This is a genomic window from uncultured Sphingomonas sp., from assembly GCF_964244235.1.
Taxonomy (GTDB): domain Bacteria; phylum Pseudomonadota; class Alphaproteobacteria; order Sphingomonadales; family Sphingomonadaceae; genus Sphingomonas.
Window position 1 is genome coordinate 11,645 of record NZ_CAXTII010000001.1, and the last position, 14,380, is coordinate 26,024.

The 14,380-nt window shown below is 65.6% G+C and carries 14 protein-coding genes; 3 read left to right on the forward strand and 11 right to left on the reverse strand.

The genetic code is table 11. The features are described 5' to 3' along the window. The first annotated feature begins 8 nt into the window (after positions 1 to 8). Both xth and ACFE7D_RS00080 read left to right on the forward strand, forming a co-directional pair. Positions 9 to 779, forward strand: a complete 771-nt coding sequence (gene xth, locus ACFE7D_RS00075; protein WP_375393391.1) for an exodeoxyribonuclease III — start codon at positions 9 to 11, stop codon at positions 777 to 779. Next, positions 776 to 1,573 (forward strand): transporter, encoded by a 798-nt coding sequence (locus ACFE7D_RS00080; protein ID WP_375393392.1) that lies wholly within the window; start codon positions 776 to 778, stop codon positions 1,571 to 1,573. The genes xth and ACFE7D_RS00080 overlap by 4 nt, the downstream gene beginning before the upstream one ends. Before the next feature lie 28 nt (positions 1,574 to 1,601). Here the strand turns inward: ACFE7D_RS00080 and ACFE7D_RS00085 are convergent, their stop codons facing one another. Continuing rightward, positions 1,602 to 2,756, reverse strand: coding sequence for an N-acetyltransferase (locus ACFE7D_RS00085; RefSeq protein WP_375393393.1), 1,155 nt, complete (start codon positions 2,754 to 2,756; stop codon positions 1,602 to 1,604). A gap of 155 nt (positions 2,757 to 2,911) precedes the next feature. Between ACFE7D_RS00085 and ACFE7D_RS00090 the strand changes: the two genes are divergently transcribed. Then, positions 2,912 to 4,003, forward strand: a complete 1,092-nt coding sequence (locus ACFE7D_RS00090) for a fatty acid desaturase family protein (protein WP_375393394.1) — start codon at positions 2,912 to 2,914, stop codon at positions 4,001 to 4,003. 3 nt (positions 4,004 to 4,006) lie between these two features. Here ACFE7D_RS00090 and lptG read toward each other — a convergent pair whose 3' ends face one another. The 10 genes from lptG to ACFE7D_RS00140 form a co-directional block, all read right to left on the reverse strand. Beyond that, the gene (gene lptG / locus ACFE7D_RS00095; RefSeq protein ID WP_375393395.1) at positions 4,007 to 5,104 is read right to left on the reverse strand and encodes an LPS export ABC transporter permease LptG; all 1,098 of its coding nucleotides are present in this window, start codon (positions 5,102 to 5,104) and stop codon (positions 4,007 to 4,009) included. Continuing rightward, positions 5,101 to 6,300: an LPS export ABC transporter permease LptF gene (lptF, locus tag ACFE7D_RS00100; protein ID WP_375393396.1), complete on the reverse strand. Its 1,200-nt coding sequence runs from the start codon at positions 6,298 to 6,300 to the stop codon at positions 5,101 to 5,103. The genes lptG and lptF overlap by 4 nt, the downstream gene beginning before the upstream one ends. A gap of 85 nt (positions 6,301 to 6,385) precedes the next feature. After that, on the reverse strand, positions 6,386 to 8,320 hold the full coding sequence (locus ACFE7D_RS00105; RefSeq protein WP_375393397.1) for an ATP-binding protein: 1,935 nt from the start codon (positions 8,318 to 8,320) through the stop codon (positions 6,386 to 6,388). Positions 8,321 to 8,370: 50 nt separating this feature from the next. Beyond that, entirely contained in the window at positions 8,371 to 9,633 is a 1,263-nt protein-coding gene (locus ACFE7D_RS00110; protein WP_375393398.1) for an aminotransferase class I/II-fold pyridoxal phosphate-dependent enzyme, read from the reverse strand. Next, a complete protein-coding gene (locus ACFE7D_RS00115) occupies positions 9,630 to 9,878 on the reverse strand; it encodes an acyl carrier protein (RefSeq protein WP_375393399.1) in 249 nt (82 codons plus the stop codon). The genes ACFE7D_RS00110 and ACFE7D_RS00115 overlap by 4 nt, the downstream gene beginning before the upstream one ends. 43 nt (positions 9,879 to 9,921) lie before the next feature. After that, positions 9,922 to 10,824 carry an NAD-dependent epimerase/dehydratase family protein gene (locus tag ACFE7D_RS00120; protein ID WP_375393400.1) on the reverse strand — a complete coding sequence of 301 codons (903 nt, stop codon included), beginning with the start codon at positions 10,822 to 10,824 and terminating at the stop codon, positions 9,922 to 9,924. Then, a complete protein-coding gene (proB, locus tag ACFE7D_RS00125; protein WP_375393401.1) occupies positions 10,821 to 11,921 on the reverse strand; it encodes a glutamate 5-kinase in 1,101 nt (366 codons plus the stop codon). The genes ACFE7D_RS00120 and proB overlap by 4 nt, the downstream gene beginning before the upstream one ends. Positions 11,922 to 11,952: 31 nt before the next feature. After that, positions 11,953 to 12,510 carry a Uma2 family endonuclease gene (locus ACFE7D_RS00130; protein ID WP_375393402.1) on the reverse strand — a complete coding sequence of 186 codons (558 nt, stop codon included), beginning with the start codon at positions 12,508 to 12,510 and terminating at the stop codon, positions 11,953 to 11,955. A 30-nt stretch (positions 12,511 to 12,540) separates the two neighbouring features. After that, complete coding sequence (gene obgE, locus ACFE7D_RS00135; RefSeq protein WP_375393403.1) at positions 12,541 to 13,587, reverse strand: GTPase ObgE; 1,047 nt, start codon at positions 13,585 to 13,587, stop codon at positions 12,541 to 12,543. 185 nt (positions 13,588 to 13,772) lie between these two features. Continuing rightward, a complete protein-coding gene (locus ACFE7D_RS00140; RefSeq protein ID WP_375393404.1) occupies positions 13,773 to 14,366 on the reverse strand; it encodes a TetR/AcrR family transcriptional regulator in 594 nt (197 codons plus the stop codon). Between the last annotated feature and the right edge of the window lie 14 nt (positions 14,367 to 14,380).

The window sequence follows — 14,380 nt, forward strand, 5'->3', positions numbered from 1 at the left end:
CGTTTACGTTGAAGATCGTCACGTACAACGTCAACGGCATCAAGGCGCGGTTGCCGCGGCTCGTCGAATATCTGACCGAGACGCAGCCCGATATCGTCTGTCTGCAGGAATTGAAAGCATCCGACGAGACCTTCCCCATCGCCGATATCGAGGCGGCCGGATATGGCGCGGTGTGGCACGGACAGAAGGGATGGAACGGCGTTGCGGTGCTCGCGAAGGGCGCACAGCCTGCCCAGCGGCAACGGGGGCTCGCCGGCGAGCCGGAGGACGAACATAGCCGTTATCTCGAATGCGATGTCGACGGACTCGTCGTCGCGGCATTGTATCTGCCCAACGGCAATCCGCAACCGGGACCGAAATTCGATTACAAGCTCCGGTGGATGGACCGACTGGCAGCACGCGCGCGCCTGTTGCTGGCCGAGGAGGTGCCCGCGGTGCTAGCGGGCGATTACAACGTCATCGCCAATGACGACGACAGCTATTCGGTGCGGGCAATGGCGCAGGATGCGCTGATGCAGCCCGAAAGCCGCGAGGCGTATCGCCGCCTGCTGGCGCAGGGCTGGACCGACGCGCTGCGCACCCGGCATCCGGCGGGCGGCGTATGGACATTCTGGGATTACCAGGCGGGTGCCTGGCAACGCGACGCGGGGTTTCGCATCGATCATTTGCTGCTCAGCCCGGCGGTTGCGGATCGGTTGATCGATGCGGGTGTCGACAAGCAATATCGTGGGCGCGAAAAGGCGAGCGATCATGCGCCAACCTGGGTGATGCTGCGATGAAGACGCTTTTTTTCGGGGTGTTGCTGATGGCGGCGGCGACGCCAGCGATGGCCCAGGACGAACCGCGTTTCTGCCCGACCCGGCCCAGTCTCGGCGGGTCGAGCTGTACGACCGAGCCGGGGCAGGTCCATTTCGAATTCTCCACGCTCGACTGGCAGCGCGACGACCGTAGCGACCAGCGCGACGACAGGATCGTCGCTGCCGACCTTCTTGCCCGGATCGGCGTCGGCAAGGATACCGAAGTGCAATTCGGCTGGACCGCGTTCGGCCACGATCGCACGCGCGACAAGACGACCGGGCAGATCGATCAGGTCGATGGTACGGGCGATATCAGCTTTGCCGTGCGCGAACATCTGACGGGCGAGAAAGGCAAGCCCTTCTCCGCGGGTATCCAGGCGTTCGTGACCGTCCCGACCGGCCGCTACCCGGTGGGAGCAGGCACATGGAGCGCGGGTGGGATCATCCCCGTGCAATATAACCTGACCGAAAAGCTGGCGGTCGATTTCACCGCCGAGGCGGACGCCGCCGCGAACCAGTCGGGCGCGGGCCGGCATCTGGCGTACAGCGGCATCGGCGGGCTGCGGTACAAGCTGACCGACGACGTCTCGCTATACCAGGAATTGTCGGTCGAGCGCGACAACGATCCGTCGGGACATGAAACGCATCTGCTCGCCGCGTCGTCGATCGCCTGGCGTCCGACGAAGCGGTTCCAGATCGACCTCCTCGGTGCGTTCGGCCTCAACCGCGACACCCCCGATGTGCGGGTAATCAGCGGCGGGGCGATCCTGTTCTGACAACGGCGCACGGCTGGTCAGCAAGATCTCACAGCGTTCGTTCGTATACCAGATACACCTTGTTGACGCTGCTGCCGATCGTCTCCGCGATCGATCGCATTCCCTGATTGTCTTCCAGGATCCAGCCGATCTCGCTTCGCGTCGCGCCATAATGTTCGACGCAGGCGCGCTTGATGATATTGATCATCATGAAGGCCAGCTGGCTCGCCAAGCGCGACGATTGCAACTCCTTCACCACGCCCATCAGCGGCACCCGCATCGTGCGGACCTTTGGCTTGCGCAGCCACCAAAGCAGCTTGGCCCAGCCAAACGGCAACAGATTGCCGTTCAGCGGTTTGATCGCCTCATTCAGGTCGGGCAGCGTGATCATGAACGCGACGGGCCGCCCGTCCAGTTCGGCGATGCGGATCAGGTCGTTGAACACGATCGGCTTCAGCTTGACGCCGACATCCTTGATCTCGGGCGGGGTGAGGGGGACGAAGCCCCAATTGTCCGACCACGCATCGTTCAGGATCGCGAGGATGATCGCGGCTTCTTCCTCGAACCTGCGCTTGTCCACTTCGCGCACGACGATCCGGGGGTTGTTCTCGCCCGACTTGATGATCCGCTTCACGATCGGCGGGAATTCCTTCCGGATGTCGAGATCGTAGGTCATCAGTTCCTTGACGACGGCGTAACCGGCGCGCTCGATCCAGCCCCGATATTCGGGCTTCGCATGACCCATCAAGATCGTCGGCGGGTGGTCGAAGCCGCTGACCAGCAGGCCCGGCTCCTCCCAGATCGATTGCGAGATCGGGCCGAGCGCCCGGGTCATGCCTTCCGCACGCAACCAGCTTTCCGCAGCGGCCATCAGCGCGACGAACACGTCCTCGCGCTCGGCATCCATCAGCCCCCATTGGCCGACGCCAGGACCGAATCCCTGGCCCGCGGGCATGGTCAGCGCCAGCGTGTCGATATGCGCGGAGATGCGCCCGACGACCTTGCCCGCTTCCTCGGCCAGGAACAGCTGGACCTTCGCGTGGCTGTACCAGCCGTTCTTCTCGGGGGTGATGAGGCCAAGCGCCTCCCCCTTCAGCGGCGGCACCCAGTTCGGGTCGTCGGCGTAGAGACGAAATGGCAGGTCGACGAACGCCTTGCGGTCCTTCTTCGTCTCGATCGGCCGGATCGTCAGATTGGTCGCCATGTGTGCTGTCCCCCGCGTGTATGCGGTCGATGGTAGCCGGCACGATGGACCAGCGCGAGCAAAAGTCGCATTGTCGACGGGGTGCATCGCCGCGGTCGATCGCCGGCCTGTAAATGCCATGCTGCCGCCATTATCTTTCGCCAATGCCCGATGCCATGACCAGCTCGCTCCGTATCGATGCCCGCGCCGCAGCGACGGACGATGCGCGCGTGCCGACGCACCGGATCGCCGACGACAAGGCGATGCTTCGCGTCGCAGCCGATCTGACGCGCGAACTCAACCTGCCGTCGCCGCGCATCTACTGGGCCGACCTGATCGCGTCCGTCGCGCTCGGCTATGGCGCACTGGCGGCGGCGATTTTCGTACCATCGACCGGACTGGCGGTCGTTGCCGGGCTCGTCGCGGTGCTGGCCTTGTACCGCGCGCTCAGCTTCATTCACGAGCTGACGCATATGAAGCATTCGGCGGTACCCGGTTTTCGCGCAGGCTGGAACGCGCTGGTCGGCGTGCCGATGCTGATCCCGTCGTTCATGTATGAGGGCGTGCACAACCTTCATCACGCGCGCACCCGCTACGGCACCAGCGAGGATCCCGAATATCTGCCGCTCGCGCTGATGAAGCCGTGGACGTTGCCCGTGTTCATTCTGGTATCTGCGCTTGCCCCGGTCGCGTTGATCGTCCGCTATGCGGTCCTGATGCCGCTCTCCGCCCTGTCACCGACGCTGCGGACGCTGGTCGTGGAGCGGTATTCCAGCCTGTCGATCAATCCCGCATTCCGCCGTCGCGCGCCCGAAGGCGAGGCGCGCGGGCAGTGGCTGCGGCTGGAAACGGCATGCGGCATCTGGGCGATCGCGCTGGTGCTTCTGGTCGCGACCGGGACGATGCCGCTTGCGACGTTCGTCGTCGTCCTGGGCGTCGCGTCCGGCGTCGCGGTCCTGAACCAGGTGCGCACCCTGGTCGCGCATCTCTGGGAGAACGAGGGCGAGGTGATGACCGTCACCGCGCAGTATCTGGACACGGTCAACGTGCCGCCGCCGACTCTGCTGCCCGCCTTGTGGGCGCCGGTCGGGCTTCGTTACCATGCGCTGCATCATCTGCTGCCGGGGCTGCCCTATCATTCGCTCGGCGAGGCGCATCGGCGTATATCGGCAGCGCTGGACGATCAGTCGCCCTATCACCGCGCGAGCTATCCCGGACTGCCCGGCCTCGTCCACCGCATCGCGCGCAGCACGATGGGTGCGCGGTAAACGCTATTCCTCGCTGCGGATCAGCACCACTTCGCCGATCATCAGGAACAGCAGGAATGGTGCCCATGCCGCGAGGAACGGTGGGTAGGCACCCAGCGCCCCCATCGCCAACGCGAAATTGTCCGCCACGAAATAGGCGAACCCCAGCATCATGCCGATCACGGCACGTACGAACAGCTTGCCCGAGCGCGCCGTGCCGAACGCCGCGATCGCCCCGAGCAGTGGCATCAGGACCGAGGACAACGGTCCCGAAAGCTTATGCCATAGCGCACCCTCGAGCGACTTGGTCGGGCGACCCGCCCCCGACAGGTCGCTGATCGCATTCCCCAGCGCGCCGAACGACAATCCGTCCGCATCGACCGATACGAGCGTGAACTGATCCGGCCGGACGCCGCGGCCGATGACGGTCGCGCCCAGCTTCGTCAGCGTCCCCTTGGCGACGTCGAACCGGGCCGCCGGTCCGATCAGCCAGCCGTCGCCCTGCCGCCGGCCTTCCGGCGCGCGGACGATGCCGACCATGTTGCCGCCCGTGCGGTCGTACAGCGTGACGCCGGTCAGCGTCGCATTGTCGCCGCGCCCCCGGATCTGGTCGACCTCGATCAAGTCGTCGCCATCGCGCACCCAGACGTTGGACCGGTCGCCGCGGTCGACGGGCAGGGGGCCATAGTCGACATTCTGCCACGCGCTGAGCGTCGCCGTTGCACGCGTGGCGATGCGGTCGTTGAACGAGAAGCTGAAGATCGCGACGCCCAGGCTGGCGACGAACAGGGGGGCCAGCAGTTGGTGCGCGGATAGACCCGACGCCTTGAGCGCGACGATCTCGCTGTTCTGGTTCATCGTGAAGAGCGTCAGGATCGTGCCGAGCAGCACCGAATAGGGCAGGAAGGTCGAGATGATCTGCGGCGCGCGTAGCGTGACATAGCGCCATACCTCGCCCTGGCCGTTGCCGTGCATCGCCAGGATCTTGCCCGACTCGCCGAGCAGCGCGAGCGCCAGCAGGACCAGCACCAGCCCGGCAAGAATGCCGAAGGTCCGGGTGAGGAACAGCCGCCCCATGTAGACGGCGACGGTGCGCGACGGGAAAAAGCCGAAACTCGTCATGGCGCGACCACCGTTCGCGGGCGGCGGCCGGGCATCCGCCGTGTGATCGCACTCGCCAGCTTGGAAAAGCCGCGTTCCAGTGCTCCGATCGGCTGGCCACCGGGAACATAGGCGATCGTGTAATACATCCAGAATACCAGGGCGGCGAAGATCGTGAACGGCACCCACAAGGCGATCAGCGGATCGACCTTCCCCAGTTCACCGATACTGGTCGCATATTGGTTGATCTTGAAGAAGGTCACGATCATCACGATCGCCAGGAACACGCCGAACGCCGAACTGGATCGCTTGGGCGGCACACCGAGCGCAAGCGCGAGCAGCGGCAGCAGAAACATCGTCGCCACCTCGATGACGCGGAAATGGAATTCGGCCCGCACCGAATCGCGCAGCAGGTGAGTCGGTGCGGTGTGTCCCTGTCGCGCGAGTTCGGGCAGCGTATATTCCAGGTTCGCACCGCCGCGCTGCCGGAAACTTTCGAACTTGGGCAGGTTGATCGGCAGGTCATGCGAAGAGAAAGTAAGCACGCGCGGCGTCACGAAATCGGCGCGGTTGTGGATCAGCGTGCCGTTGGTCAGGCGGAAGATGATGACGTTGGGGTCGTCGGTTGCGAGAAACTGGCCGCGGTCCGCGGTCACGCCGATCCAGTCGCCCTTCGGCGTCTGCGCATGAACGAATATGCCCGACAGCTTGCGGCCCTTGTCGCGGCTTTCCTCGATCCGGATCGTCATCCGGTCGCCGAGATGGGTGAATTCGCCGACCTTGATCGACGCGCCGAGCGCGCCCGTGCGCAGTTCGAAACGCAGATTTTCGTAATAGTAGCGCGATACCGGTTGCAGATAGCCGACGATCGCCAGGTTCAGGAGCGCGAGGACGATCGCATACATGTACGGCACGCGCAGCAACCGGGTGTAGCTCATCCCCACGCCGCGCATCACGTCCAGTTCGGATGACGTCGCAAGCCGCCGGAACGCCAGCAGGATGCCGAGCAGCAGCCCGATCGGAATGCCCAGCCCCAGATATTCGGGCAGCAGGTTGGCGAGCATCCGCCATACCACGCTGATCGGGCCACCCTCGGTCGCGACGAACTGGAACAATCGCAGCATGCGGTCGAGCACCAGCAACATCGCGGCAACGATCAGCGTCGAGAACAACGGGACCGCGATCAGCCGGGCCATATAGCGATCGATGGATTTCATTCGGTTCCCGGACGGACGCGTTGGCGTGCTATAGAGCGCCGGGGCATAGGCGTCAGCCGATATTCGTGCGCCATGTGCGAAGGGTTTATTCGGCGGCGATGTCGATCGAGATTTCCGTGTCGCGATGCGGGGTCACCGCGTCGATCGCCGCTTCGAGCGCCTGCAGCGTGAACGGCTTTCGCAGTACCTGGTGATCGCCGACCCCGCTTGCTTCGGTATCGCCGGCGAAGCCGGTCACGAATATCACGGGCATGTGGGCGAACCGGTCGGGCAGGGCGGCGATCATCTCCGGACCGGTCTGGCGCGGCATCAGCACGTCGGTCAGGATGATGTCGATCCTGTGCGTGTCGAGGAGCGCGGTTGCCGTCAGCGGATCGTCGCACGCCACGGCACGGTGACCCAGCTCCTCGAGCGCATCGATCGTCGCGGCAAGAACGCGCGGATCGTCCTCGACCACCAGGATATCGACCGCACGCGGGGCTGAGGCCGGCGCCGCCGGTTCGGCCACCGCATCCGCCAGCGTTTCGGACAATTCGCGCGGCAGGTACAATGTGACGGTCGTACCCTGGTCCGGCGCGGTCGCGATCCCGATCTCGCCATCAAGTTGACGGACCAGTGCGAAAATCTGGCTGAGCCCGAGCCCGGTACCCTTGCCGACGGGTTTGGTCGTGAAAAAGGGTTCGAACACGCGTTCGGCGATATCGGGCGTCATTCCGCAGCCGCTGTCGCCCACCGCGATCGTTACATACTCGCCCGCGACGCACTGACCGACCGCATGGCTTGCGAGCGCCGTATGCCCGGTCACGATCGTCAGCGTGCCGCGCCCGTTCATCGCGTCACGTGCGTTGACCGCCAGGTTCAGGATCGCATTCTCCATCTGGATCCGGTCGGCACAGACGCGCCAGCCATCCGATTGGTCCTCGGTCACCAATTCGATCGCGTCGCCAAGCGTGCGGTCCAGCAGATCGATCATGCCGGCCACCAAAGTCGCCGCTACGAGCGGTTCATGTTTGAGCGACTCCTCCCGGCTGAAGGCGAGCAGGCGGCGGGTCAGCGCGACCGCGCGGTTCGCGCCTTCCGACGCGCTGTCGATGTGCCGGTGCGCTGTTGTCGCATCGCCCTTCAAGCTGCGTCGCGCGAGCTCGAGACCGCCGAGCACGACCGCGAGCATGTTGTTGAAATCATGCGCGATGCCGCCGGTCAGCTGCCCTACCGCCTCCATCTTCTGAACCTGGCGCAACTTCGCCTCCTGGGCGCGCAGTTCGTCGGTCGCGCGGGTAACGGCGATCGCCAGTTCCTCCGCGCGCTCCTGCGCTTCGTCGGCGTCCTGGCGTGCGGTCGCACGCTCGCCCAGCGCCTTGATCGTGAACCATCCCATCGCGATCGCGCCCAGAACGATCAGGCCGCCGAACACCGCCAGCACTTCGGCGATCCCCGTCGACTGATCGACCGACCGCGCCGCCGCACTCGCGCGCTGTTCCAGCAACACGCGCTCGCGCGCGATGATCTGGTCGAGCGTACGGTTGATCGCGTTGAGCGATTCCGCTTGCCGGGCCTGATAGTAACGCGAGAGCGCCTGGTTGTTCATCCCGTAATTCGTGCTGAGCGCGGTCAGCGACAATTCCTTGCCGCGCGCGTCATAGGCGGCGCGCAGGCGATCGATCCTTCCTTGTTGTTCGTTGTTGTCGGCGGTGATCCGGTCGAGCTGGTCGATCTCGTTGCCCGCCTGAACCCACTCGTCGGAATAGAGCCGCCCCAGCTGCTTGTCGGCGGAAATGACGTAGCGGCCGAGCGATGCCTCCGACCGGGCGATCGTACCCGCCAACGTACGCGACAGGATCATGACGTTGAAACTGTGCGCCTGTAGTTGCAGCGCGCGGTCGCGCTGCCGGTTCACGTCGCCCAGCGTCACGATCAACGCGACGAGCACCGCCACGCCCAGCAACGCCATCACGACGAGTGCCGCGATGCGCCAGGTCGATCCGTCCTTCGGGGCTATTGTGTCGCCCTCGTCCCGCATGGTCGCAGCTTATCGCAAGCAGCAACCGTGCGAAAGATGTCGCGCGTGCTTTAGCCGATCGCGCCCACGGTCCGCCCCGCATCGCGGAACATCGCCAGCACGCGGTCGAGCTGTACTGTCGAATGTTCGGCGCAAAGCGAACAGCGCAACAGGTAGGTGCCGGCCGGTGTCGCCGGCGGCCGCGCCATGTTGACGTAGAGCCCGCCCTCCAGCAGCGCCTGCCACATCGCGATCGCCTGTTTCTGATCCTTCAGGATCACCGCGACGATCGCGCTGTCCGGCTGGTCGGTGCCTAGCGTGAAGCCCATCGCCTTCAGCCCCCCATGCAGCTGTCGCGCGTTCGCCCAGAGGCGTGCGCGCTTTTCGTTCGCCGTCGCGAGCTTGCGGATCGACGCCGTCGCGGTCGCGACGACCGAGGGGGGCAGGCTGGCGGTGAAGATATAGGCACGGCAGGCTAGCCGGATCGCCTCGAACTTGGGATGGTTCGACACGCAGAAGCCGCCGACGGTACCGACCGATTTGGAAAAAGTGCCAACGATGAAATCGACTTCGCCCTCCAGCCCCTGGGCTTCGTACACGCCGCGGCCGTGATCGCCGAAAAAGCCCATCGAATGCGCCTCGTCGGACAGCACCATCGCGCCATGCTTCCTGGCCACCGCGACCAGCTCCTTCAGCGGCGCGACGTCGCCGAGCATCGAATAGACGCCTTCCAGCACCACCAGCTTGGCGGGCTCCTTCGGCAGGCGGCCGAGCCGCTTGTCGAGATCCTCGACCGAATTGTGCCGGAAGCGTACGATCTCGGCATTGCCCTGCTGGCAGCCGTCATAGATCGATGCGTGGCTGTCGGCATCGAGGATGACGTACTCGCCCTTGCCCGCGAGCGTCGAGATCATGCCGAGGTTCGCCATATATCCGGTCGAGAACACGATCGCGCCGCTGACGCCGTAGAAGTCGCGCAGCGCCTGTTCGACTCCGATATGGTCGTGGAAGGTGCCGTTCAGCATCCGGCTGCCGTTGGTACCCGATCCGAACCTGTCGAGCGCCGCCTTGCCTGCCGCCAGCACGTCGGGATCGAACGTCATGCCCATGTAATTATAGGTGCCGAGAAGGATCGTCTCGCGGCCTTTGATGATCGCTTGCGTCGGCGACAGCACCTCTTCCATCACGATCGCGAACGGATCGGTGACGCCGGTATCCAGCAGCGCCTGACGTTCCGCAATCAGGCCGTCGAACTTGCTCATCAGGTCGCGCTCCGGGGCGACCGGCGGCGGATCGAAATCGACGCGCTGGGATTGCAGTCCGGTCCCGGTCATGCGGTGGCCTTCAGCTTCGCGACCGCATCGACCAGCTGGCCTACGGTCTCGATCTCGGCCTGCATGTTCATCGTGATGATGATCTCGAACTCGTCCTCTATCGCGGCGACGAAATCCATGACGGTCAGGCTGTCCCATTCGAGATCGCCCTGGAAGGTGGTCGTGTCGGTGACTGCGGCACCCTTCTTGTTGAACGGCGCGATCTGCGCGGTGACGGTGTCGACGATGGTCTGGCGGTCGGTCATCATGCTCGTCCGGATGGCAGCCAAATGCGGCGGGGTTGCGGCGCTATAGCAGTCGATTTTCGCGATACCATCGCGCGGTGGTTGCCATCGCCTCGGTCGTGGGGGTCTGCGCCGTCCACACATCGGCTGGCGGCGGCAGGTGCGCGGTCCAGTCCGGGTGACAGAAATACGCGACGCGGTCGGGCGTGAGCTTCGCGCGCGTGCCGCGTACCACCGTATCCGCGCGTGCCAGCGTTCGGAGAAGCGGGCGGGGGAGGGACAGGGGCAGCACCGACGTGCCGACCGCACCGCCGATCGCGCGGGCCACGTCCCGGTGGTCCCAGCCGCCGGGCACCCCGTCATCGGGCTCGAGCATCTGGCGGGATGTCGCGGTCCCCGTCGCCAGCACCAGCAATAGGCGTGCGAGGTCCTCGACGTAGATCAGCGACATCCGACCGCCAGCCGGCGGCAGCGGCATGATGCGGTATCGGGCGATGCGGAACAGTTCCAGCATCTCGGTATCGCGCGGCCCGAAGATCGCGGGCGGACGAACGATCGACCAGTCCAGATCGCTGGCCGTCACGACCTTTTCCGCCCCCGCCTTGGACCAGCCATAAGCGGACAGGCCCGGTTCGCGCGCAGCCAGCGAGGAGACATGGACGAAGCATGCCACGCCCGCCCGCGACGCGGCAGCAACGATCGCCGCGGTGCCGTCCACATTGCCTGCCGAGAAGCCGGCGCGGTCGGGCGCGTTGACGACGCCGGCCACGTGAACGACCGCGTCCGCGCCGGCGACCAGCGTATCGAGGCTGTCCGTCCGGTCGAGCGCACCCGCAATCCATTCGACGCCGTCACGCGGTGCCTGCGACCTGCGGGCAAGCGCGCGGACATGGTGCCCCGCGGCAAGCGCGTAGTCGATCAGATGGCTGCCGACGAACCCGGTGCCCCCCGTGATCGCAAGGATCACAGCATCACCAGATGGCTGCGGTGGACCAATGCGGTGCGCGGCGCATAGCCGAGGATTGCGGCGTGTTCGTCGCTGCGCCGGCCGACCAGTGCCGCCGCGTCCGCGGCATCATATTCCGCCAGCCCGCGCGCGATGATGCCGGACGGTCCTTCGACCGCGACGACATCACCGCGCCCGAACTTGCCCTCCACCCGCACAGCGCCTGCCGCCAACAGGCTGCCTCCCTTCGCCAGCGCCCCCGCAGCCCCCGCATCGACATGGATAGCGCCCTTCGTGGTCAGTCCGCCGCCAAGCCATGCCTTGCGCGCGGATACCTCGCGATCCTCCGCGACGAACAGACTATGGCGGTGATCGCCCGATAGGGGCCGGTCCACTCGGCCGCTAGAGATCGCCAGGTCGATCCCCGCGGCAGTGGCGATGCGTGCGGCCGCGATCTTGGAAACCATACCGCCCGATCCCATGCCCGAGGCGGAGGCGGTATCCGCCATATGCGCCACCGCGTCGATCCGCTGGATCCGCGCGACGTGCATCGCGCCGGGCCCGGCAGGGTTGCGATCGTACAACCCATCGACGTCGGACAGCAGCACGACCCCGCGCGCGCCCGCAGCCTGCGCGACACGCGCCGCCAGCCGATCATTGTCGCCGAACCGGATTTCCGCCGTCGCCACGCTGTCATTCTCGTTCACCACCGCCACCGCCCGAAGCGCCATCAGCCGCGCCAGCGTGGCGGAGGCGTTCAGATAGCGCCGCCGATCCTCCAGATCATCGAGCGTGACGAGCATCTGTGCGGCAACCAGCCCCTCCGCCTCCAGCAACGCCGCCCATACGCCCGCAAGCGCGATCTGCCCGGTGGCCGCCGCGGCCTGGGCATCGTCCAGGCTTGCCCGACCGCCTTTCGCGAGACCGAGACGCCGTGCACCCAGCGCGATCGCGCCGGATGATACGATGACGACCTGCTGGCCCGCACGCATCCGCCCGGCGATGTCGCGGACCAGCCCCGCCAGCCATTCGCGCCGTATTTGGCCGTCGGGATCGACGAGCAATGCCGAACCGACCTTGACGACGAGACGGGGGCAGGAAGCGGGGGGGAAAATCATTTCGATCGCGTTAGCGCGCTCGGCGCGCGGATCAATCGCGCGCGAAAATTTCGTCATGAGGGACGCTGAGGGCCAACGACGGCAATGCGACATCGACGGGGCCTTGATGACGGATGTCGGACCACCCATGCACTTCGGTTCGCTGGACGATGCGCAACCGCTCCACGGCGATGTCGACGAACACGATGGTATCAACGCTGGCAAGCGCCTTATACTCGTCAAGCTTCATACGCAGATCGGTGCGCGCGGTGCCGGCGGATAGCACCTCGAACAGGATGCGGGGGTCGTCGAACGCTTTCAGCTGATCATTGGACGCGTTTCCACGATCACAAAATACGCTGACGTCGGGGTAACGGATCGACCGGTCATGGGTCTGTATTGCCATGTCGGAGTTGTAAGACCGACAGCCGGTTCCGCGAAGTGCTACGCGCAGGAAAGCGAAGATATTGCCCTGAACGTCTGCATGCCGCGCCGTGCCGCCAGCCATCATCCGGATGATACCGTTATCGAGTTCGGCCTTACGGTCACCGAAATCGATCTCGAGGAACTCCTCGGCCGTCAGCAAAGGATAGATCGGTTCGCTCGCCATAAATATCTTATATCACGAAGGTGTACTCGTTCAAACCGGCGACCATTCGATCGCGTCTTCGCCTTCGTCGTCCGCGGGCACGGCATCCGGCGCGGGGCCGATCGCCTCGATCAGCGTGTCCAGCGCCCAATCCACGCCGGTCCCGCTGACGCCGGAGATCGGGATCACGTCGGTGCCGCTCGCTTCGGCCAGTTCCCTGGTCAGGACCTCGATCAGCTCGTCATCCAGCGTGTCGATCTTGTTCAGCGCGACGACGACCGGCTTGTCGATCAGCCCGGCACCGTAATTCTCCAGCTCGTCGCGTACGATCCGGTACGATTCGCCGACATTCTCGTCGTTCGCATCGACCAGATGGAGCAGCACGCGGCAGCGTTCGATATGGCCCAGGAAGCGGTCGCCGATCCCCGCGCCTTCGGCCGCACCCTCGATCAGGCCGGGAATGTCCGCGACGACGAACTCGCGGCTCTTGTGGCTGACGACGCCCAACTGCGGTCGGGTGGTGGTGAAGGCATATTCGCCGACCTTGGCCTGCGCGTTGGTCACTTGGTTGATGAAGGTCGACTTGCCCGCATTGGGCAGCCCGACGAGCCCGGCATCGGCCAGCAGTTTCAACCGAAGCCATATCCACGCTTCCTCGCATGGCCAGCCGGTGCCGTGCTGGCGCGGCGCGCGGTTGGTGGAGGTCTTGTAGCTGGCATTGCCGCGCCCGCCGTCACCGCCACGCATGAAGATCTCGCGCTGTCCGACCCGGGTGAAGTCGAGCAGGATATCCTCGCGGTCCTCGGACAGGATTTGCGTGCCCACCGGCACCCTGATGACCAGATCGTCGCCGCCCGCACCGGTTCGGTTCTGTCCCGATCCGCCGCTGCCGCGCGGTGCACGGAAATGCTGCGTATAGCGGAAATCGATCAGCGTGTTCAGCCCGGCGACCGCCTCGAACACGATATCGCCGCCCTTGCCGCCGTTGCCGCCGTTCGGGCCACCATATTCGATGAATTTTTCGCGCCGGAAACTGACGGCCCCGGGGCCGCCGGAGCCGGAACTGACGAAGATCTTCGCTTGGTCGAGGAAATGCATGGCGTGCGCGGCCTACCGCTTTAGCGCAGCTAAAGCGAGGCTCCAGCGCACGCCCGGACGGCCTCGCCCATGCGAGGACCGACGACGCGGCTTTGCCGCGGCGTCTCGTACGCCAAAGAAGAAGCGCGGCCCCGGATCAAGTCCGGGGTGATGAAGAAAGGCCGCGGCGCTGCGTCGATCCTGGATCACCGCTTCGCCAGCAAGGCCTCCAGCGCCAACGCCCGCGCCTTGTCCCGCGGCAACCCGAGCGCCCGCGCCATCGGCGCGCCAAGCAGCGCATCCCCCAGCGCCATCAGCACCAGCTGCAGCGTCTCCTCATGGATCGATCGCTCACCCTCGCTATGCCCCTCGGCCAGCTCATCGACCAGATCGTGGATCGCGGTCAGGATCGGGTCGAGCGCATCTTCGTTGCCCGACAGGATCATCCAGCTGGCGAGCGCGCCGGCACCACCCCTGCCGAACGCGTCGAACGTCAGGTCGACGACCTCGCCGGGGTCCTGGTCGCCGGCGCGGGTCCGCAACACCGCCGCGCCGATCGTCCCGACGATCCCCTGCGCCATCCGTGCGATCAGCGCTTTCTGCAATCCGGCAGCAGACCCGAAATGGTGAAGCAGATTGGCGTGCGTCCGCCCGATCCGCGCCGCGACGGCTTTGAGCGTGACCGCCTGCGGCCCGTGCTCGACCAACAGCGACCGCGCCGCGTCTAGCGCGGCGTCGCGCGAGTCCTCGGGCGACAGGCGGCGGCGCGGAACAGGAGCGGGGGCAAGAGCGGCGGTCATCTGCCCATCGCTGT

Coding starts and splice junctions, on each gene's coding strand:
- lptF (WP_375393396.1), bottom strand. CDS start 6,300: ATGAAATCCATCGATCGCTATATGGCCCGGCTGATCGCGGTCCCGTTG.
- obgE (WP_375393403.1), bottom strand. CDS start 13,587: ATGCATTTCCTCGACCAAGCGAAGATCTTCGTCAGTTCCGGCTCCGGC.
- ACFE7D_RS00085 (WP_375393393.1), bottom strand. CDS start 2,756: ATGGCGACCAATCTGACGATCCGGCCGATCGAGACGAAGAAGGACCGC.
- ACFE7D_RS00080 (WP_375393392.1), top strand. CDS start 776: ATGAAGACGCTTTTTTTCGGGGTGTTGCTGATGGCGGCGGCGACGCCA.
- proB (WP_375393401.1), bottom strand. CDS start 11,921: ATGATTTTCCCCCCCGCTTCCTGCCCCCGTCTCGTCGTCAAGGTCGGT.
- ACFE7D_RS00090 (WP_375393394.1), top strand. CDS start 2,912: ATGACCAGCTCGCTCCGTATCGATGCCCGCGCCGCAGCGACGGACGAT.
- lptG (WP_375393395.1), bottom strand. CDS start 5,104: ATGACGAGTTTCGGCTTTTTCCCGTCGCGCACCGTCGCCGTCTACATG.
- ACFE7D_RS00105 (WP_375393397.1), bottom strand. CDS start 8,320: ATGCGGGACGAGGGCGACACAATAGCCCCGAAGGACGGATCGACCTGG.
- ACFE7D_RS00130 (WP_375393402.1), bottom strand. CDS start 12,510: ATGGCGAGCGAACCGATCTATCCTTTGCTGACGGCCGAGGAGTTCCTC.
- ACFE7D_RS00140 (WP_375393404.1), bottom strand. CDS start 14,366: ATGACCGCCGCTCTTGCCCCCGCTCCTGTTCCGCGCCGCCGCCTGTCG.
- ACFE7D_RS00115 (WP_375393399.1), bottom strand. CDS start 9,878: ATGACCGACCGCCAGACCATCGTCGACACCGTCACCGCGCAGATCGCG.
- ACFE7D_RS00110 (WP_375393398.1), bottom strand. CDS start 9,633: ATGACCGGGACCGGACTGCAATCCCAGCGCGTCGATTTCGATCCGCCG.